A 21,280-nucleotide genomic window follows, 5' to 3' on the forward strand; every position below is an offset into this window, starting at 1 on the left:
GCCAAAGTGTGTACGATAGCGAAAACATTTTATAATTATCATATTAGTAACTTTTCTGATCTTTCTTGAAAAATGATATTTTATTAATACATTTAATTCATTTTTATAAGTGTATTTGATTCAAAAAAGTTATCTACTAATCAGTTTAGTGAACTAATAAAAAATCAAGATTTCAGATAGTAATAAAAATTATTAAAAAATATAGCAATTTAATTATTAAAATTTAGGGGGGTGGGGTAGTGGGGTATTATTTGCGTAAAAAGAAAAATAGTTGACTGTATAATTGTTTTCTGTATAAAGATTGTGTACTTAAAGTTGTGATAAAATTACTATTACACTTGAATATGTCGTATTAAGTAAAGACAATAAAAAAAGCGGTTTGTGAAGGGGAAAGTTTTTGCTAATATTGTGGTGTAAATATTGTAATGACTTTAGTCGTATTATCCTATTGCTTGTTTTTTGTATATATTGTAAAGATGCACATAGTGCTTGTGGTGCAATTTATCAAGATGTAAGATCATCAATTGATGGAAATTTTTTTAATCCTGATATCACAGTTTGTGCAGCATGGCCATTTTGTTATTCTTGTACTAATATGAAAGCAGGTGAATGTAGATATGTCTTTCCAACGAATGTTATGGCTTATATAGATGATAAATCAGGTAAGTCAAAAATTTGTATGTGTCAAGTTTTTGCTTGTGATTTACCTTGGGATCCAGCCCAATGGGTTAAGAAATGCATACCTAATAGTGTTAAATGTGTTGAATCTCCTATAGCTCCATATATTGAGCCTTTTTGTAATATTATAAAGGAAGATGAATATTTTAATGTTAAATTTGTTCCTATGGAATTTTCAAAACAAAACTTTTTTACACCTGGTGTAGTTGTAGTAGTGGAAGATAATACGGGTATATATAAATATGAGAAGAAATTGGTAGATAATAAATATATTAATGATAAATATATGAGTTATGATTTTGTACACCAAGGTACGAAGTATTTTTTTGAAGCATCCAAGAAAGAAGATTTAGTATGTATAAGATACTATGGCACTGATGTATCAAAAAAACTTGCTATTGAAAATAATTGTTTGCCTATTCCGACATTGGATGGAATTATGTTTTTAAAAAAAGAGCAGTTTTTGTCTATAAAAAGTAATGGAGATGTAAATAACTTGCCTATAAAGTTCAAAAATAATATTGCTTATTTTGGAGATGATAACAATATTGATGATCTGGTTAACAATTTACTACGTGCTAAAGTGGTATATCCTGTAAAGGATAATGATTATAAATTACAAACTATACAGCATAAACGTACTAATGCAAAGTGTATATCATTTCCTTTTAAAAAATATACACAAAAAGAGCATACTAATACTTATTTATTGATTAATGCATTGCCGAGAATTTTAAGACGTTATGTTAGCATAGAGAATGGTAAACATTATCGGTACATAAAGTGTAGTGATGTGTATTCTTTAGATTTACAAACAATGCGGCAAGAAGATATAAACGATGCGATAGTAAGGAATAATGTTTTTACGTTTTCTAAAAGAATGTTTTATGGTAATGTTCGTCATGGTGTAGTAGGCACTCCATGCGAAGATGAAAATTTAAGAGATTTTTATGTTTATGAGGAAGGGATTTTTGATATTACTGAACAGTGTTCTAATCCTGTAACGATATATTATAATAGTAATGAAAGCTTCAAGGGGTGTGATTATAAGTACGCATCTGTTGACGGTTCTCTATGTTATTTTAATGCAAGTTATAAAAGTTCTAAAGAGAATAACATGCAGGTTAGTCTTAGAGACTTGTATGATCAAGAACTATGTATTGATAATTTTAAGAAATCAGGCTATTTGATAACTTATAGAAAAACTAAGAATAGTATTGTTAGTAACGTTAGTAGTAGTTATCTTGTAACGGATTATTATGATCGCTCCTTTGATGAAAAGGGCGTTTCTGAGATTAAAAATGGCGGTAAGCAGCAGGATATAGTAGTAAATACTGGTGATATAAAGCATATCTATAATAGTCCTCTTAAACATTTGTATGGGAATTGTGATTTTCTGAAAATAGAAGTATGGGGAGGTGGTCAGGCTGCTAGTAAAAAAGGATCTGTTATGGTTCTTGGTAGACCGGGTGAATATGCAGTTGGTATATTAAGTAATAAAAAGATACAAGAATATTCGTCTTATAATTTGATAATTAATGTAGGTAGTGGTGGCATTAACAATGGTCAAAATGGGAAAAGTACGTATGTGGAATTGTGTAACAATGAAGCTAAATGTGAGCGTTTAATAACAGCAAAAGGTGGAGGAGACCTATCTGTACGTGAAGTACATTCTAGTAGTATTATTTATCATAGTATTGTACCTGGTACATCAGCAGTATCGGATAATATTGCAGTAGACTTAACAAAAAAGTATAACGTGTTAGTACCTTATTTCTCGTTAAATATTTCATTATTTGCTGAAAAGCAATTTTTTGATTATATATTCAATCATTCGTATGTGTTAAAGGACTTTGCATTACGTAATCATGAAAGTTGTATACAACGGTTATATTGGGAACGTTATAAAGTTTTTTTTCCCGGAGCTGGGGGATGTATTAACATAAAACAAGGTATTGCTGATATAGGTAATAATGGTGCAGCAATATTAACATGTGAACAATGGAAAAATGAGCATTAGTTTGGTTTCTGTATAAGTAATCAGTAATATAGTTATACTATAAGTATAAGACTAAATACTAAATAGTATATTTATGGCTAATTTAAAATGTGTTTTATATCATTTGTAATTTAGTAATTAAATTACAGCATATGTAATGCTTGTGCTTCATTTCTTGATTAAATTATTATGTACTTTTGCAAGTTACTTATTACGTTAGTATTTATTAATTTTAAAGAATAAGTTAAGTTTTTTTTATATTTCTTTTATATGTCCTTCGCATATAGGATCAGTAGAGTTTTTTTATTATGTAATGAGCTAGTGTTAGCACAGCATTGTAAGGAAGTGTGATGAGTTTTTAATGTGTAAGTTATTGATAAGAAGGTAACAGTGAATTTATATAAGCACGTGTAGTAATGGCTTTATTATAAGAAGTTATTATATATAAAATGTATAATGCGCAATTTCTAATGAGAATACTATGTTAGCTTAACCTTTTAGGTTATTACCCTTGTTAGGTTGTGGAATAAATGATATCTTGTGTTAATTATTAAAATGTAATGGTTTGAAAGATTTTTATTAATTATAAGTATCTGTGTAAGTTTTTTATTACCATTTTCACAAGTCATTTTTTCATTTCACTATTACTGTTATTGGAGGTTTCTGTTTAAGTTATAACGCTTATTAGATTAAGGAATAAATGATATCTTTGTGTTATTGAAATATAATATTGAAGATTTTTATTAATTGTAAATATCTGTATGTTTTTTATTACCATTTTTCACAAGTAATTCTTACCATTCCACTATTATTGTTATTGGGGTTCTGTATTGCATGTGAGGTAGTATTGACTATATTAAAAAAATTTGTACGGGTTGGTGTGAAAATGTGAGTTTTAGCATTTGTTGTTGTAATATACGATATTTTATGTTGTGTTCTTGGGTTTATTAAAGAAGAAATTACTATTTTTGTAAAAGTATTACTTGATTTGTTACTTTGTCTACCTAATTTGATTTGTATAACGATAGGGTAGTTAGAAAATCTTTTGTGTATTATTGATGTTGATACAGGACTTTTTATGCCTCTTTCGGTTCCTCCCCAGGATTCAATTTTTAAATAGTCACAGTTATCATTTAATGATATACGGTGATCAAAATTATTAGGTACTGCTTTTAAAGGACCATTATATTCTATCATTTGAATATGTTTATCAAATATGGTATCGCTTAAGCTGTTTGTGTTTGCGGTATTAGTGAGTTTAGTATGTTGTGTTTGCATACTGTATTCATACGTTTTAAAGTTGTTAATGCATAATTCTTGATCATAAGGATTTTGTGGAATTATTTTTTTATACTTTTTTGGTTCATATATATTTCCTTTGTCATCAAGATATGGTGAGGAATAGGCTTTTCCTTGTGTGTTGTACTGAATCCTTGTGTTTTGGTATGAAAATAATAAATTGTTGTCTATACATGGATTACTTTTTTTATTGTTGTATATTTGAGAATGTTGACGTACATATTTTTGAGGTAATTGATACATATCATTAATTTTGTGGATTTTATTTAGAATGTTTTGTGGAATATTGTGTAAAAAGATAGCGCCTCTGTTATTTGCGGAACATTCCGTAGGTATGTTGTTTTTATTTTTATAAAACGGGACAAGCATGTTATGCATTAATGTACCGTTACTATGTGCTATGGTTGTAGAACTGGTGGATTTGTAGTTATTTTGTGTATTTTTTTGTTGTGCAGTAGATGTTATTGTTACTGTACCAGAATAGTACATGGTGTATTTTTGGGATTCAAAATTAATATTATGAATACATATAAGTGGGCTTTTACTATCTTCTAAATATTTCACAGTTGGCAGTATTGAGTCGTTACATTGCTTGTGTATATTCTTTATGTCTGAAATGTTATTGTATGTAAAATTTTTACCATCTGAGCAGTATATATGTTTTGGAAAAAAGCGATTTGGGGTTACTTTGGGTGCAATTACTTTAAGAGTAACAGGATAGTCTTTATCTGGTGTACCTAGGCGCATGCTATAATGACAATTTTTTGGTACTACACATCCCTCAAATTTTATTCCTATAGTAGTATTGTTAATTTTGTATACGGTTGGTTTTTTAAGTGCTGGGGTTGGCTCACATGTACTAATAATTTCTTTATTTTGTGTATAACTTGCACAAATAAGTTGTTCTCCTTTTTTTTCAACAGTAATTTGATAATCATTATTATGAAATTTTACTGTATAGGTTTTACGTATATTACCATGTTCTAAGTCGAGAAATAAATCTTTTTCTCTAATTACATTTCCATATGAAAATATAACATGAATACCAGGGTGAAAGTAGCTTTGTTTTTTAAATTCTAAAGGTACAAATTTTATGTTTACGCGTTCTTCAATAATGTCACAATATTCTATAGGGTGATGTGTAACAACGCTAGTACATCCTATAAGTTCTTTACATTTTAGTTGTTCATATGTACAATACTGATCGTGAAATAAATTTTCTGTAGCTTTACTACATGGATTACTTAATCTGCATGCACATATTTGTAATGGAATAGTGTCTTCCTGTAAATAGGATATTACAGAGTTCATTATATTATGTTGCGGATATGAAATACATTTTCCTGGAATAGCTTTATATGAGATAGTACTGCTCATAGGTGTGGTAAAAGTATTGTAAAGGCCTTGTCTAAATGTGTCCATTTTTAGTACTATGTAGGTCATATCACCTGGTACAACATTATAATCTGTGAATTTTTGTGCTGAACTTATGCGAATATCTTTTATTGATGCATAGCTTCTTTTTGAAGCAAGATATGTAGTGTTATATATAAAGGAAATAATAATTATAAAAATATATCTCATAATGTTGGAAAAATAATAACATTTAGTAAAAAAATATTAAAAATACATAAACTATAGTGAAAAATTTCATTTTTAGTAAATTGATACTTATAATAAAATGCGAATATTATTCCTGTTTTATGAAGTAATTACTTTAATAATGAATAAAATGTTTTATAAAAAATTAGCTTATTTTTTTATGTTAGAAATGGAAGTAGTAATTTACCTAATATATATGAAAAATATTAGCTTGCAATAAAGTAAAATTATATACGTTTGAAGCCATTATCTTATAAATTTACATTTAAATGAGTAAAAATAGTATATTGTATAAATATTGTTGAATTTATATTTAAAAATGGCATGGAAAATTATTTTTTCATGAATTGTGAGTATATTGTAAAGTAGCTGAATGTTTCATTATGAATTAACTTAAGTATATTTGTCATAATTAATATAATTGTAGTATATTATAGCTTGTATATTTGTTAGGATTGTATTTTTGTGTACAATTAATATTATGGAGTGTCAGTGTGAAACTCTTTTATAAGAAAGATTATTAGTAAATAGAGATTTCACACTTGATTACTGTATAAATTAAGTTTACAGCTGTAAGGAAGGACTATTATATATTGTTGTTTTATCACGTGTAAGATTATGTTACATCTAGTAATCTAAGGTTGTATGTTACCATTTTAGATATATAAAAGGTTAAGTATTTGTCGATATGTTATTGTTTGATGATAGGACTTAGTGTGTTTCTATATTTGTGGTTTCTCTTTTTAAATAATAATGTACGTTTAAGTTGTCATAGCTGGGTTCTAGTATGTATTTGTATGATATATAAGAAAGTTTACTAATATTAATAACGTTATGTTTGTCTGAATTTAATATCAGATTTGTGATATGGAGCTTGTTATGCCTACTAGATTAATTATTCTGTAATAAAGGGTGGTCTGCTGTTATTGTATGTCTGCATTAGATAATTATATTTATAGTACTGTGTTTGTTTATAAACGTTGCAAATAAAGATTTTATATACTTATGAAGAATTTATTAATAGTGTTAGTGCTATAAGATGGACAATGAAATGAGCATTTTTGTAGTTGTGAATAGAATAATTGTTATTGTTTTTATGATTAATAGTATTAACAATTATGTACTTGTCATAGAAATAGTAAAATTATGAATTTCCTTATATGTTTGTGTATGATGACTTAGTATTCTAGAATATTTATATGCCCCATTTTTCTATTGTCATGGGCTTCTTCTTTTCCATATATAGTAAAACGATAGTTTGGCTTGTTTATGTGGCTATTATAGTTATGTATGTTTTTTCCCAATATATTTTGCATAATGCACGGAAAGAGTAGCTTGATAGGCTTTAATGGTAATCCGCATATTGCATATATTAATTGTTCAAATTGGCTTATATTACATGCGTCTAAACTCCAGTGGCCAGAATTATGAGGACGTGGTGCTATTTCATTTACTAAGAGTTTATATTCGTGTGTTATAAAAAATTCTACTGTTAATATACCAACTAAACTTAAAGATTGAGCAATTTTTAAGGTTATCATTTGTGCTTGCTTATATATATTTTGATTTATTTTTGCAGGAACAATTGATTTATCTAATATACCATTTATGTGGTAATTTTCTGCTATTGGAAAAAATTCTGAGGTATTGTTAATTTCTGTAACAATTATTGAAGAGATTTCCTTATAAATTTTAATAAATTTCTCTAAAATATATTCCTGGGACCAGTCTAAATGTAGTAATTGCTTTAAATCATTTTGATTTTTAATAACATATTGTCCTTTACCATCATATCCTAATGTTGCTGTTTTAAGTACTAGAGGGTAGCCGAGAATATTTGCATGATGCACTAGATTTTTGTAATCACTGACAATTGCAAAATCTACAGTGCTTATGCCAAGTTGTTGCATGTGCATTTTTTCTTTAATTCTATTCTGTGCAATAGATAGAATTTTTTTACTAGGATAAATTTGAGTTTTTTGTTGTATTATGTCAATAACATTACTGTCAATATTTTCAAATTCTATTGTAGCTACATCTACGCTTGATGCAAACGAGGTTAGTTTTTCATAATTATTAAAATTTGCAACAGTAACTTTGTTACTAACTTGAGCCGCAGGGCCATTAATATTGTTTGTAAATATATGAGTTTTATATCCTAATTGTGCAGCGGACATGGCTATCATTTTTCCAAGTTGTCCTCCACCTATGATACCAATAATTGAGCCTGGAAGGATGCTTAGATTGTGTGACATAAATTAATAATCTTGTAAATAATTATTATTATACATGAATTATCTTTTATTCAAGGGTTGAGTAATTTCGTAAAAAAATTACTGTATTGATAATTGTATTAGTAAATATGTAAGTTTTGTAAAATATAAGGATTATATTTACTTATTTATGTAAATGTTCTATTAATAGTTTAGAACCATTATACAATTTGGGTTTTTATTTAATAGGTATTGTGTCAACTGTTAAAAAGATGTATTATAGTTATTATAAAGGGGTGTAATAGCAATGGTCTTTCAATACTATAGTGTAACAAAATCAATAGAAGTAGAGGTAATTCCAAGTTATTTGGAAGAACAATCAGTTCCGCATGAGAATTGCTATATATGGCTTTATAGTATTAAGATTAAAAATAAAAGTGAGTCAACGGTGCAGCTTTTGCGTCGCAACTGGAAGATTATAGATTCTAGAGGTGTTATTAATGAAATAACAGGTTCTGGAGTAGTAGGTAAGCAGCCTATATTAAAACCAGGTGAGTTTTTTGAGTATACTAGTGGTGCATACCTTAATACGCCTTCAGGTATTATGCATGGAGAATATCAATTTATGGATGAAAATGCAGCTCAAGTTTTTTATGTAGATATACCGACTTTTTCTTTAGATAGTCCATATGATAATGTTAAGCCAAATTAAGTTTTGTTGAATAAGTGTTGGCTAGGGTTGCTTGCATAGTGTTTTCTTTTGAATAATTGTATTTTGTTGAGTAGTGTTTTGTACATTCTGTTTGTAGCTATGCATTGTTAGTAAATTTTATTCTAGTGAAAAAAGTTAAATAAAAGGTTGATTATGTCTTTGGATTCTTTGTGTGTACAAAAGAAGCTAAATGTTAAAGGTTGCTCTTATAATTACTTTAGTATTAAAGCTGCAAGTAAAAAACTAGGATTAAATTATAAAAAATTACCGGTTATAACTAAGATTTTGTTTGAGAATTTATTACGTAATGAGGATGGTTATAATGTAACACGTAATGACATAGAACGGTTACCTGAACTTTTAAATAGCATAAATGGTGAAATAAGTTTTATGCCAGCGCGAGTTTTAATGCAAGATTTTACAGGTGTGCCTGCAGTGGTGGATTTAGCAGCAATGCGGGATTATGTAAAAAAAAATGGCAGAGACCCTAGGATCATTAATCCTAAAACTTGTGTTGATTTGATTATAGATCATTCTGTACAGGTAGATTCTTATGGATCGAAAGATTCTTCTGCAAAAAACGCTGATATTGAAATGCATAGAAATATAGAACGGTATCAATTTCTTAAGTGGGGAAAGAAAGCATTTAGTAATTTTCGTGTCGTCCCTCCTGGAATAGGAATATGTCATCAAGTAAATTTGGAATACTTAGCTCAAGTTATATGGAGTAATGACACATGTGTATATCCAGATACAGTTATTGGTACTGATAGTCATACAACCATGATTAACGGATTATCAGTTTTAGGATGGGGTGTAGGTGGTATAGAAGCTGAAGCAGTAATGTTGGGGCAGCCAATTACTATGCAAGTGCCAAAGGTAATAGGATTTAAGCTTACTGGTAAATTGTCAGAAGGTGTTACAGCAACCGATATGGTATTAACTATTACTGATATTTTGAGGAAAAAAGGAGTTGTTGGTAAGTTAATTGAATTTTATGGTGATGGTCTTAAGACATTATCAGTTTTTGATCGTGCAACTATTGCAAATATGTCTCCTGAATATGGTGCTACATGTGGATTTTTCCCTATAGATCAAAATACTCTGGATTATTTGGATATAACAGGTCGAAATTCTATACTAATAGATCTAGTAGAAGCGTATGCAAAGGAACAATATTTATGGTACAATTATTGCGATGAGATGTTGTATTCTGATAATATAGAGTTTGATTTATCTGAAGTACAAGCAGTAGTATCTGGTCCAAAAAGACCCCAAGATAAGGTGTTGATATCTCAAATATCTAAAACATTATATGATTTTAATGTTACAAAAAATGTTCAAGTAAAGTCATCAATAAAGCATGGAGATGTGGTTATTGCTGCAATTACAAGTTGTACTAATACGTCAAATCCTGGTGTTATGATTGCTGCAGGACTTGTAGCTCGTAAAGCTAATAAACTTGGTGCTAAGTCTAAACCATGGGTTAAAACTTCACTAGCCCCGGGGTCGCAAGTAGTTATGGAATATTTGAAATTATCAAATTTACAAGATGATTTGGATGCGTTAGGATTTAACATTGTAGGTTATGGATGTACAACTTGCATAGGTAATTCTGGACCTTTAGCAGAAAATATAGAGCAAGATATAAGAAATAATAATATAATAGCTACTGCAGTATTATCAGGTAATCGTAATTTTGAAGGTAGGATACATGCTCTTGTAAAGGCTAATTACTTAGCATCACCACCTTTGGTTGTAGTGTATGCACTAGCTGGTACTGTTGATATAGATATTACTAGAGATCCTATATGTCAAGATAATCAGGGAAGGGGTATTTATTTACATGATATTTGGCCTTCTAATAAAGAGATTAGTGATATTATTAGTAAATTTATTTCACGGGAGATGTTTATTGAGAAGTATAGTAGTGTTTTTGAGGGTAATAAATCCTGGCAGGATATTGAATCTGTGGATGAGGTTACCTATAAATGGGATGTTAATAGTACATATATACAAAATCCTCCGTATTTTGATAATTTAGTTGTGAGTGGTAATAAATATAGTAAAGAGCTTAATATACAGAATGCAAGAATACTTATGTTACTAGGTGATAATATAACAACAGATCACATTTCTCCTGCCGGTAATATTTCATGTGATAGTGTTTCTGGTCGTTTTTTAATGCAGAATAATATTCGAGTACAGGATTTCAACTCTTATGGTTCCAGAAGAGGTAACCATAGTGTTATGGTTCGTGGAACTTTTGCAAATATTCGTATCAAAAATGAGATGTTGGATGGTGTTGAAGGTGGTTTTACATTGCATGTTCCTACAAACAAAAAGATGGCAATATTTGATGCATCTATGCTATATCAACAAAAGGGTGTGCCGTTGGTTGTAATTGCAGGAAAGGATTATGGTAGTGGTTCTAGTAGAGATTGGGCTGCAAAAGGAACTTTTTTATTGGGGGTTAAAGCGATTATAGCTGAGAGCTTTGAACGTATACATAGATCTAACCTGATAGGGATGGGAATACTGCCGCTAACATTTAAAGATGGGCAAACAAGAAAAAGCTTGCAATTATGTGGTGATGAAGTAATTAGTATTATGGGTTCAGTAGGTATACAACAGGATATTAGTTGCATTATTGTAAGAAAGAATAATGTTACGCAAAACATTAAGTTAAGATGCCAACTTAATACTATAAATGAAATTGATTATTTTATTGCAGGTGGAGTAATGAATTATGTCTTATTGAAGATTATGAACGAATAAAAGTGTTATTGTCCAAAAGTGTAATATAATTTTATTGTTTGAGATAAAAATAAATTATTTTATTTGTAATAAATAACTGTAGAGTAATAAGCAATTTAAGTTGTGATATAAAATCAAGATAGTAGTATGTGATAGAAATTAATTTTTTACTATGGGTACAAATCTTGTCATAAAGTATGTAATAGTTTTCTTTATTGATTTAGGACATGAAAAAAATTAAGTGATTTTCATAATTAATTAGTTGATATGACAAAGAAGAAAAATAACAATTTTATTTTTTAGATTATATTTCTGGTAAGTTAAAAGGTATGATAAGTAGATATAATTGCGGTTTTATTGCTGAAAGCGTTAGTGATAGGGATCTATCCATATAAGAGTACACTTTTAGTGGATTTTTATAAGTACTAACTTTAAGATATGTATTGTATGCTTCTATAATATTATTTATTAATATGCGGGTTAATTAGGTTTTTATTGTTACTTTATATATAATATTTTTTATACCCTTGGTAAAAGTGTTAGTAATTTTTTATAATTATTGATCTTATGATATAAGAAAATAGACTTGATATAGTTAGTATAAAGTATGCTTTATTATTAGTTATTTTGCCTAATTGAATTATATGTTACCGAGGTTAGTTTGGATCATTTTATTACTAATGATCTTGTAATTCAGGATTATTGTATAAATGTTATGCAATGTATAGAAATGACATATCAACAAATACTTATAGTCCTTTCATGTTTAAAAAGAACAATATGCAATTAATAATAACATTTTTACTAAATATTTCTGTAGAAAAACATGTCATTTTTAGGAAGCTAGGGATATTATGTTATTTTTAATACTAATGCACAACTGTATATGTTTCAAAATATGATTATCATAGTATAAGATAATTAAATATTTGAAGTAAGACTTAACAATAAGGTACTGAAGCGATAATTAGATTATCGAGACTTTATTAATAAGTAAGTTTTGCAAAATATTTTGTATATAATTTTAAGTATTGCTTATACTTATTAGTAGCCTATATTGTGTGTGTATATGATTTAAACTTTGTTAAATAATGCGTATTGTGTATATTTCTGGCATTTATTGCCTTTATTATGATTTGAATTGTAAAAGAAGTTGAACATTTTATTAATAGCTTATTTTTTAACCTATATATCCTGTTATGATGTAATGCAATTATATTTGTAATATCAAAATATTATGACTAGTATAGTTATTTTGGTTTAACATTGCAGCTATTGTAATTGTATAACCCTTTTATACTATCTAAAACCTGTATTTTAAGCAACTTCTGTTAAAAACTACATATTTATATAACTTTTGGTACTACAAAATATCCATATTTTGACTTAGTATTGTATAATATTTGATCTTTAATATTGCCATCATTTACAATATCTTTACGTGAAATTAATTTTTGAAAAGGATTGCCATAACGCATTGGTGGAACATTATTTGTATCTACTTGTGCAATAACATTGACCCAATTTACTACTTTTGCCAGTTGATTAGCATAATATTTAGTCTCGTCATTTGATAGCCTAATCTTTACTAATTTTGCAACCTCTAAAAGTTTTTCTGTGCTAATATTTTCTTCAGGAGATTGTGCCTGACAGAAAGGCTTGTTATTTCTTAAATGTTCTTTCATCATTATACTAAGTTAGATATGATATACTGGCTCAGAAAACTACTTACAGATTTAATCTTAATTTTATCATGACCTTCAAAAGTAGCGTTTTTTATGGTATCAGTTATGATTAATTTGTCAAGTTCTGAATTACATATTGTATCTACTGCTTTACCGGATAAAACACCATGTGTAATATAGCTGTCTACTTGAACAGCTCCTCTATTTTTTAGTGCTATTGCAGCATTGCACAATGTTCCACCAGAATCAATTATATCATCTATTATTATACAATGTTTATCTCTTACATCACCTAATACGTACATTACTTCGGAAATACCAGGGCATTCTCTATATTTATCAATCATTGCTGATTGTATAGATTGTGTTTTACATGTATTTGATAGAATTCTTGTAAAGTTTCTTACTCTATTTAAGGATCCACAGTCAGGTGATACAATCACTAGTTTATCTAGTGCGCTGTGTGCGATTATATCTTCAATAAAAATATTATTACAAGTTAAGTTTGTTACTGGAATATTAAAAAAGCCTTCTGATTGTTTAGAGTGTAAATCAATAGTAATAATGTTACTGATATTGCTGGATTCTAACACTTTTGCAATGACTTTAGCACTAATAGCGGGTACCATTAGTTGATTATTAATTTTTCGAGAAGTTAACCTATCTTGTCTAGCATAACAAAAATAAGGTATTATGGCTGTTATTTTTCGTGGATTTAAAGCTCTTGTAGCAGCATCAGTCAATAGCATTAGCTCAACTAAATTATCATTAGAAGGGTAAGATAATGACTGTATAATTATAACATGTTTATTTTGATCAGAAATATCACTTTCTACTTCTACGTTAATCTCTTGATCTGAGAATTTTGAGATAACGGTATTGATCAGTTTTATTCCTGTCATATTTGATATACTTGTTGCTAGAGGGGTATTAGAGGTCCCAGATATTATTAACATATTAATATTATTTTAATTGGCTAAGTAAGAATGATAATAAAAGCCGTAACAAAAGTAAATAGGTATTTATGTATATATTTAATTATAAACTTATACTTTTGTTATTGCATTAAATGTGTAATGATAAAAATGTTTTAGAGGTGTATAGCTTTAAGGAAATGTAGAACGTATATTTAATATTGTTGTATATTTAAAAAGTATAGTAATTAAGAGATTCAATATATTATATAACTGCAATGTTTAGTGTGTTGTTAAGTAGAGGGTGATATTGTATGTATAATGTATTTTTGTAGATAAGATATAATGAAAAATCTTAAAATGTTACTTTGGGGTAAATTTTATCAAATGATTTATGCCTTTTTACAGTGTGTTATTGAGATAATATTACTTTCTTATTTTACTATTATAAAGTATTAAGGATTTTTTGTTAGTTTCTACAAATATGGGAATGTTTTTTGGTGGATGTTTTAATTAGTGAATTGATATTTTTGTTATATTATTATATTTTGTGAGAAATATGTGATAAATAAAAGTAATATTCTTAAGGCTTTAGAATCTGTTGTTGATTATGAAGTAAATCAAAATATTGTTAAACTAGGCATAGTATCCTCAATTGTAATATGCGGTAATAATGTTAGTTTTGCATTGGAATTTGCTAATAAAACACAAGCAATACGAAAACGACAATTAATAGAAAAGTGTAAGGAAGCCATAAAAGATAATATTAAAGAAGTTGGGAATGTAAGTATTGCGTCAGTTATAGATAATACTACACAATCAGAGTTATTAGTTGATGGAGTAAAAAATATTATACTAATTGCTTCAGGAAAAGGTGGTGTAGGTAAGTCTACAGTTGCTTTACATATAGCATTATCTTTATTAAGGATGGGGCATAAGGTTGCATTAGTTGATGCTGATATTTATGGTCCATCGATACCACAACTTTTGAATATTTCTGGTAATGTAGAAGTAAATTGCGATGGTAAGATGATTCCTTTGGAAGGATATGGACTTCAAACCATGTCAATTGGATATATTATAGATAAAGAAAAAGCAGTAATGTGGCGTGGTCCAATGTTAACAAAGGTTATATATAAACTTATGGTAGGTACAGAGTGGAAGAATATAGATTATTTAATAGTTGATACTCCTCCTGGCACAGGTGATATACATATTAGTCTTTTTACTAAATTTAGTATTACAGGCGTAGTATTAGTTTCAACTCCTCAGGAGTTATCAGTTATGGAATTAATTAAAATGTATAATATGTTAAAAATTATGATGATTCCAATAATAGGTATGGTGGAAAACATGAGTTATTTTTTTGATAAGATATCAGGAAATAAAACTTATCTTTTTGGGGAAAAAGGAGTTCAAAAAGTTGCAAAAGTGAATAATATTACATTTCTTGGGGAGATAATAATAGATCCACAAATTTGTGAGTCATCAGAGAAAGGAAATCCATTATTATTAAGTCAAGATTTGCTGGAAGCGTACGATTCTATAACTGTCAATATATTACATAGTTTAAAGAGTATTTATAGTTAAAAAAGATAAATTTTTTAAAATTAACGTATAGATTTATGTTTTGATCTACTGGACAGTAGAAGTAAATAATTAGCATAGAATATGTATTTACCTATTTTAGTGCTTAATGAGTTACTGAGAATATTGTTCTATTTTTATGAATGTAAGTTTGGTTATTTGTATGATTTTGTAATAAGATATTGTGTTTGAAAGCAAATTAAAGTTTGATAATTGCTTACTTTTATATTTTTTTGCTAATGATAAGTTTAATGTATTATACAATTTTAAAGTTCTAGAAAAGTCTATTTATATTTAAAGTTAGAAAATTTGCCTATTATAGCTATTGCACCACAAGGCTTTAGGTATGAAAAACTTACAACATTATCCTGCAAACAAGCTATTATAAGTATTTTTGAGAGTTTAAAGTTAAGTATATATTCAATAAGTGAAGTGTTAGTTGTAATGTGCTTTATTATTTTGGCTTAGTTATATAATGTATGTTTATTAGTGATGATTAAGTGTTTTTACAGAGGGGTATATAAGTAATAAGTTAATGAGTCTATAAGTTATATATGGGCTTTCTAGTATTATAATAATGTCAAAGATATACTTTTTGTAAGTAAATTTAAAGATTGATAATTATACTTTATAGGTAGTTAATGTTGTAACTTATTAAATTGTGATAGTAATAAGGTATTAGTAAACTGATAAAGGAATTTTGGTTTAGTATATCAAAAACTTCTTTAAGGCTTTAGTCTTTCAAAAGAATTGACTAAATTATGTGCATGTTTGTGATATCTTATAATTGGTAAAACAATTTGTAAATGCAAAGTAAATTACCGTTATATAGTGATGAAAGCTTACCATCTTGCGATGATAGAGTTGTTATCATAGGTTACACATTGAAGGGGGATTATAATACATTAGATTTAATGTTTGGAAAAAATTGAATCAGTAGAATTCGACAAATATAAAAAGCAGTTATTATTATCGAAAATTTCATTGAAGAATATATGTAAATAGATTCAATTGTAACATGTTAAGACTTAAAAAATTTAATATTATTGAGATCTAGCATTGTTAATTAACTGACTAATTTCTTTTTCGATAATATTTTTGACTAATTTATGTAGGTTTTTATTAAGCCATTTTGATAATTCTGGTTTTAATATATTTATTATTAGTTCTTCTATAGTTATATTTGAGTTATTGACAGGTTTCTGAGATTTATGGATTTGATTAATTAATTTTTTTATTTCTTCAGTAGTAGTAGTAATATTTTTTTCGGATATTAAAGAAAAATTTGTTATATCGTGCTGAGTCTTTGATGCATTTTCTTGAATTGTTAGTGAAGAATTTTCAGTTAGATTCATTGATTTTAAGAATTCAGATGGATTATTAATTGAGGAGTTATTATCATATGTTGATGCATCAATGGCTGTAGTATTGGATTTTATATTATGTTGATTAGTAGTTTGTTCAATTATAGAACGTAAGGTGTTATCTATGCTGCTAAGTATACTATACGGATCAAAGTTGTGTTTGTTAAGCTCTAGTACATTCTCAGGATTTTCTAGATGTATTATTTCTGTATTTTGTTCTATTTGTTTATCACTACTGGCCATAATTTTTTTTATACCATTGATAATATCTTTAATTGATAGGAAGTTGCTGGATTCATCACTCATAATTATAATTAGTTAGTTAGTTTTTAATTAATATTGAATTGCCCAATTAAAGCAAGTAAATTGTATTGATTTATGATTATACTGTTTTGAGCATTAATTAAGTTTACTTTAGCTTTGAGTAATTCTTGCTCGGCATCTGAAACATCAAGAATTGTTCTAAGATTTAATTTGGCTTCTTCTTGTACACTTTTTAACACTACTGTTGCATATTTCATAGAATCTTTTGCTGATTGTAGGATAGATTTAGCAGTGGATAAATTTTCCCAGATTAATATAACAGATTCCTCTATGGATTTTAAAGCTTCATAATATGCGTACATTTTTTGTTTTCGAGTAACATGTGATTGCTCAATGGCCATAATATTAATACCTTTCTGAAATATTGGTAATGATATTTGAAGATCAACATTACTTGTATAATCTGAAGTGTTAAATGGGGATGCTAGGTTAGCTGTAACACTTAAGGAAGGCAAGGATTTGGTAAGTGTTGTGAGCACATCTTTTTTAGCTAATTTGTAGGCGTAATACGCTAATTTTAAAGTAATATTATTTTGTTTAGCGAGTTTCAATGTATCTTCTAAAGTTACAGGAGTGACAAGCGAGCTGTTTGGATAATGGAGATTAATTGGTTGTTCTCCAATAATATGAAAATAATTAGCTTCAGCAGTTTTCATATCGCCACGTGCTTTTATAGTATCTGATACAGCAAGTGATAATCGTACCTGAGCTTTTGACACATCAGTTTTTGTTATTTCTCCAACATCAAAACGCTTTTGAGCAGTAAGCAAATGCTGTTTTAGTATTTTTTCATTATTTTGATTAAGCTTATACACTTCAGTTGTAGTTAAAACATTTATGTATGCTTTTATTGCATTTAGTAGAATGTCCTGCTTTTTTAACAAGAAGTTTAAATCTTGAATTCCAAATAAATAATGAGATTGCTGTAATGCTGATAATGCTGTCATACTAAATGATTGTGACAGCGCTATACCCATGGTTTTGTCTTTATTGGGAATACTAATACTATTTATGCTATTGCTTGTAGAGCGAACGAAGTAAGTAATATTTGGTAAAAATGCAGATATGTTGGAGGTGAAAATTTGTTTTTTATTCCCTAACGTTTCATAGAAATTAGCCTTTATACTTGGGTTGTTTGTTAGTGCTTTAATTAAAGCATCATTTAGTGATGTACTATGCGCATTTGTTGCGAAAATTATAAAAGTTAAGAATAAAAGCGTGACCTTATACATGTAATTTATGAATTTATTTTATATTTATTGAGTATTATGCAAAACAATTGTACTTACAATATCTAAATTTAAAAATGTTATAATCATGAGCTTCTTGACAATGATAAATTATGCTAGTAGATTATAGGGTAATTTTGTAAATACTTAGGTATCAATGAAGACTTTTTCTTTAAAGGCTCAACAAGTAAAGAAGCGATGGGTTGTTATTAATGCGGATGGTGCTGTAGTTGGTAGATTAGCTGCTTTTATTGCTACTATTTTGCGTGGCAAAAATAAGCCTGAGTATACCCCTCACATGGATTGTGGAGATAATGTGATAGTTATTAATGCAGAAAAAGTGAAGTTTACTGGTAATAAACTGAAGAATAAGATTTATTATAGACATACAGGTTATCCTGGAGGACTCAAGAGCTGTACACCAGCCGAGTTATCTAAGTCTGGGCGGTTTGATCGCGTGTTAAAAATGGCTGTTGCTCGTATGATAGGCGATGGGCCTATGGCGCGTAGCCGTTTTAAGAATTTATATGTTTATTGTGGGCCGGTACATAAACATTGTGCACAAAAACCTATAGAGCTGAACTTCCTGCAAATGAACGTAAAAAATAAAGTGGAGGTATAATGATAAATAATAGTGATGGAGTGCGCAATTACCAGTCTGAAAAGCCTAAAGTAGATTCTCATGGTCGTTCTTATGGTACAGGTAAAAGAAAGGAATCAGTAGCAAGGGTGTGGTTAAAGGCTGGTAGTGGAAAAGTAACGGTTAATGGTATGGAGTTGTCCCAATACTTTAAGCGTAGTACTTTGTGTAGAAGAGTCTACTTTCCATTTAGTGTTACCTCTACTGCTGGGTGTTATGATGTCAATGCTACAGTTTCTGGTGGTGGTATTTCAGGACAGGCTGGTGCTTTAGCTCATGGCGTAAGTAAAGCGTTAAAAAATATTAATCCTTCTATACGTACGATTTTAAAGCAAGCGGGGCTATTAACAAGAGATTCACGTGTTGTTGAGCGTAAGAAATATGGTCAGCATAAGGCAAGGAAAAAGTGTCAATTTTCTAAGAGATAGCTGTTTTATGAGGTACAGGGCTGCTGTTATTGGTGCTACAGGTTATGTAGGAGTTGAGGTAGTAAGATTGCTTGTGTCTCATCCAATGGTGGAGGTTAAGTACCTTTGTTCAACGCATTCTCATATGTTATCAGATGTGTTTTTTCATGTTGATCGTAACCGTAATTTATTAGTTTCGCAATTTCATGATATTGATTTTTCACATGTTGATGTTGTTTTCTTATGCCTTCCGCATAATGTATCAAATAAGGTAGTAGTTAATATACCTGAACGTGTAAAAATAATAGATTTATCTGCAGATTTTAGAATAAAAAAACTTAGTATATATCAAGAATGGTATGGAAAGCATAGCGCGCCACAACTTATAGATAGTGCTATATATGGATTAACGGAGATTTATTATGAGAAAATTAAGGATGCACGCTTAGTTGCTTGTCCAGGATGTTATGCAACTTCTATTTTAATTCCTCTTATACCATTAGTAAAAAATAATTTAATAAACACAGATGATATAATAGTTGATTCAAAATCTGGGGCCAGTGGTGCTGGGAGAACTTTAAAGCAAGAGAGTATGTTTTGTGATGTTAATGAAAGTATTAAGGCATATAATGTTTCGCATCATAGGCATATTCCTGAAGTAGAGCAAGAATTATCTTTTTTTGCTAAAAAAGAGAATATCATGTTGCAATTTACACCTCATTTAATACCAGTGAGCAGGGGTATATTGTCTAATATATATTTAAATCTTAATGATGAAGTTTCTGTTTCTAATGTTAACGATATTTTATTGTCGTTTTATCAGGATTCTAAGTTTGTGTTTGTAGATAATGATAAGGCAGTTAGTACAAAATCAGTAATTGGTACTAATTTTTGTTATTTAGGAGTTTTTTCTGGAAGGCGAACTAATAGTATAATAGTAGTATCTGTAATTGATAATTTATTAAAGGGTGCTGCTGGTCAGGCTGTACAAAATTTTAATATTATGTTTTCTTTAGAAGAAAGTTTAGCTTTACTACAAATGCCAATTTATCTTTAGGTATTCATGGTATTGTATATGAAATAATAATGTGTAATTAGAGGGTTATAATGGATTTGAAGAAAGTAAGTTATGGTGATAATGTTCCAGAAGAAGTAAATGTTATTATTGAAATTAGTCAAGGTTCTACTCCTGTTAAGTATGAATTTGATAAGGAAAAAAATTTATTATATGTAAATAGATTTTTACCAACAGCAATGTATTATCCATGTAATTATGGGTTTATTCCTAATACTTGTGCTGGTGATGGTGATCCTATAGATGTTTTAGTATTAACTAGATTCCCAGTAATGACAGGCGTGCTAATTTCTGTAAGGCCTATAGGAGTGCTTACTATGTATGATGAAGCCGGTGAGGATGTTAAAATTTTCTCCGTACCTACTAAAAAAGTAGACATTCATTATGCTAATATTTGTAGTTATCTTGATATATCAAAGTCGTTTATTGATTCAATAACTCATTTTTTTTCTTTTTATAAGAAATTAGAAGAAGGTAAGTTTACATCTGTAGGGGAGTGGAAGGATGTAAAATATGCAGAGAAACTGATATTGGATTCCATAATTAAATAAAGTTATAAGTTTATTTTATAAGTAAATTAGGAATATTGAAATTGTTAATAGAGTTATATCTTCTAGTTGTTATGTTATATAAATTAAGTTGAATATTTATTATTAGGCATATTCTATCACAGTGGAAATATAATGTTTATATTTAGCAAATTTGAATGTTGCTGGTTTATAGCTTATGTATAGAAGTAAATTAGATTTTTAATAAAAAGAATATTTGTTAATAAATATTTATATTTATGGTAAT

At 28.5% G+C, this 21,280-nt stretch carries 15 protein-coding genes; 9 read left to right on the forward strand and 6 right to left on the reverse strand.

Annotated elements, in window-relative coordinates; genetic code table 11:
* Window positions 1–397 precede the first annotated feature (397 nt).
* The gene (locus NLO413_RS03970; RefSeq protein ID WP_156965573.1) at window positions 398–2,698 is read left to right on the forward strand and encodes a hypothetical protein; all 2,301 of its coding nucleotides are present in this window, start codon (window positions 398–400) and stop codon (window positions 2,696–2,698) included.
* A gap of 750 nt (window positions 2,699–3,448) precedes the next feature.
* Here the strand turns inward: NLO413_RS03970 and NLO413_RS03975 are convergent.
* Entirely contained in the window at window positions 3,449–5,560 is a 2,112-nt protein-coding gene (locus tag NLO413_RS03975) for a hypothetical protein (protein WP_045809190.1), read from the reverse strand.
* Between the two features lie 1,196 nt (window positions 5,561–6,756).
* Window positions 6,757–7,833, reverse strand: a complete 1,077-nt coding sequence (locus tag NLO413_RS03980) for a 5-(carboxyamino)imidazole ribonucleotide synthase (RefSeq protein WP_045809191.1) — start codon at window positions 7,831–7,833, stop codon at window positions 6,757–6,759.
* Window positions 7,834–8,098: 265 nt separating this feature from the next.
* On the opposite strand from NLO413_RS03980, the gene apaG reads away from it, so the two are divergent.
* Window positions 8,099–8,503 carry a Co2+/Mg2+ efflux protein ApaG gene (gene apaG / locus NLO413_RS03985; protein ID WP_045809192.1) on the forward strand — a complete coding sequence of 135 codons (405 nt, stop codon included), beginning with the start codon at window positions 8,099–8,101 and terminating at the stop codon, window positions 8,501–8,503.
* Between the two features lie 153 nt (window positions 8,504–8,656).
* A complete protein-coding gene (acnA, locus tag NLO413_RS03990; RefSeq protein ID WP_045809193.1) occupies window positions 8,657–11,281 on the forward strand; it encodes an aconitate hydratase AcnA in 2,625 nt (874 codons plus the stop codon).
* Window positions 11,282–12,606: 1,325 nt separating this feature from the next.
* Here the strand turns inward: acnA and gatC are convergent.
* Both gatC and NLO413_RS04000 read right to left on the reverse strand, forming a co-directional pair.
* Window positions 12,607–12,948: an Asp-tRNA(Asn)/Glu-tRNA(Gln) amidotransferase subunit GatC gene (gene gatC / locus NLO413_RS03995; RefSeq protein WP_084229835.1), complete on the reverse strand. Its 342-nt coding sequence runs from the start codon at window positions 12,946–12,948 to the stop codon at window positions 12,607–12,609.
* On the reverse strand, window positions 12,948–13,901 hold the full coding sequence (locus NLO413_RS04000; protein ID WP_045809195.1) for a ribose-phosphate diphosphokinase: 954 nt from the start codon (window positions 13,899–13,901) through the stop codon (window positions 12,948–12,950). The genes gatC and NLO413_RS04000 overlap by 1 nt, the downstream gene beginning before the upstream one ends.
* 519 nt (window positions 13,902–14,420) lie before the next feature.
* Here NLO413_RS04000 and NLO413_RS04005 point away from each other — a divergent pair.
* Together NLO413_RS04005 and NLO413_RS04975 are read left to right on the forward strand one after the other, a co-directional pair.
* On the forward strand, window positions 14,421–15,449 hold the full coding sequence (locus tag NLO413_RS04005; RefSeq protein ID WP_045809196.1) for an Mrp/NBP35 family ATP-binding protein: 1,029 nt from the start codon (window positions 14,421–14,423) through the stop codon (window positions 15,447–15,449).
* Between the two features lie 803 nt (window positions 15,450–16,252).
* Entirely contained in the window at window positions 16,253–16,378 is a 126-nt protein-coding gene (locus tag NLO413_RS04975; protein WP_269744831.1) for a hypothetical protein, read from the forward strand.
* Window positions 16,379–16,489: 111 nt separating this feature from the next.
* Here NLO413_RS04975 and NLO413_RS04010 read toward each other — a convergent pair whose 3' ends face one another.
* A complete protein-coding gene (locus tag NLO413_RS04010) occupies window positions 16,490–17,116 on the reverse strand; it encodes a DUF2497 domain-containing protein (RefSeq protein ID WP_045809197.1) in 627 nt (208 codons plus the stop codon).
* Window positions 17,117–17,139: 23 nt separating this feature from the next.
* Window positions 17,140–18,366 (reverse strand): TolC family protein, encoded by a 1,227-nt coding sequence (locus NLO413_RS04015; protein ID WP_045809198.1) that lies wholly within the window; start codon window positions 18,364–18,366, stop codon window positions 17,140–17,142.
* Between the two features lie 154 nt (window positions 18,367–18,520).
* Between NLO413_RS04015 and rplM the strand changes: the two genes are divergently transcribed.
* From rplM to ppa, 4 genes are read left to right on the forward strand one after another with little or no spacing between them, the layout of a single operon-like run.
* Window positions 18,521–18,985, forward strand: a complete 465-nt coding sequence (gene rplM, locus NLO413_RS04020) for a 50S ribosomal protein L13 (RefSeq protein ID WP_045809199.1) — start codon at window positions 18,521–18,523, stop codon at window positions 18,983–18,985.
* The gene (rpsI, locus tag NLO413_RS04025; protein WP_045809200.1) at window positions 18,985–19,431 is read left to right on the forward strand and encodes a 30S ribosomal protein S9; all 447 of its coding nucleotides are present in this window, start codon (window positions 18,985–18,987) and stop codon (window positions 19,429–19,431) included. The genes rplM and rpsI overlap by 1 nt, the downstream gene beginning before the upstream one ends.
* Window positions 19,432–19,438: 7 nt before the next feature.
* Complete coding sequence (argC, locus tag NLO413_RS04030; RefSeq protein WP_045809201.1) at window positions 19,439–20,467, forward strand: N-acetyl-gamma-glutamyl-phosphate reductase; 1,029 nt, start codon at window positions 19,439–19,441, stop codon at window positions 20,465–20,467.
* Between the two features lie 50 nt (window positions 20,468–20,517).
* On the forward strand, window positions 20,518–21,036 hold the full coding sequence (ppa, locus tag NLO413_RS04035) for an inorganic diphosphatase (protein WP_045809202.1): 519 nt from the start codon (window positions 20,518–20,520) through the stop codon (window positions 21,034–21,036).
* The last annotated feature ends 244 nt before the right edge of the window (window positions 21,037–21,280 follow it).

The organism is Candidatus Neoehrlichia procyonis str. RAC413, from assembly GCF_000964795.1.
Lineage (GTDB): Bacteria > Pseudomonadota > Alphaproteobacteria > Rickettsiales > Anaplasmataceae > Neoehrlichia > Neoehrlichia procyonis.

Coding starts and splice junctions, on each gene's coding strand:
- NLO413_RS03975 (WP_045809190.1), bottom strand. CDS start 5,560: ATGAGATATATTTTTATAATTATTATTTCCTTTATATATAACACTACA.
- NLO413_RS03980 (WP_045809191.1), bottom strand. CDS start 7,833: ATGTCACACAATCTAAGCATCCTTCCAGGCTCAATTATTGGTATCATA.
- apaG (WP_045809192.1), top strand. CDS start 8,099: ATGGTCTTTCAATACTATAGTGTAACAAAATCAATAGAAGTAGAGGTA.
- acnA (WP_045809193.1), top strand. CDS start 8,657: ATGTCTTTGGATTCTTTGTGTGTACAAAAGAAGCTAAATGTTAAAGGT.
- gatC (WP_084229835.1), bottom strand. CDS start 12,948: ATGATGAAAGAACATTTAAGAAATAACAAGCCTTTCTGTCAGGCACAA.
- NLO413_RS04000 (WP_045809195.1), bottom strand. CDS start 13,901: ATGTTAATAATATCTGGGACCTCTAATACCCCTCTAGCAACAAGTATA.
- NLO413_RS04975 (WP_269744831.1), top strand. CDS start 16,253: ATGCAAAGTAAATTACCGTTATATAGTGATGAAAGCTTACCATCTTGC.
- NLO413_RS04010 (WP_045809197.1), bottom strand. CDS start 17,116: ATGAGTGATGAATCCAGCAACTTCCTATCAATTAAAGATATTATCAAT.
- NLO413_RS04015 (WP_045809198.1), bottom strand. CDS start 18,366: ATGTATAAGGTCACGCTTTTATTCTTAACTTTTATAATTTTCGCAACA.
- rplM (WP_045809199.1), top strand. CDS start 18,521: ATGAAGACTTTTTCTTTAAAGGCTCAACAAGTAAAGAAGCGATGGGTT.
- rpsI (WP_045809200.1), top strand. CDS start 18,985: ATGATAAATAATAGTGATGGAGTGCGCAATTACCAGTCTGAAAAGCCT.
- argC (WP_045809201.1), top strand. CDS start 19,439: ATGAGGTACAGGGCTGCTGTTATTGGTGCTACAGGTTATGTAGGAGTT.
- ppa (WP_045809202.1), top strand. CDS start 20,518: ATGGATTTGAAGAAAGTAAGTTATGGTGATAATGTTCCAGAAGAAGTA.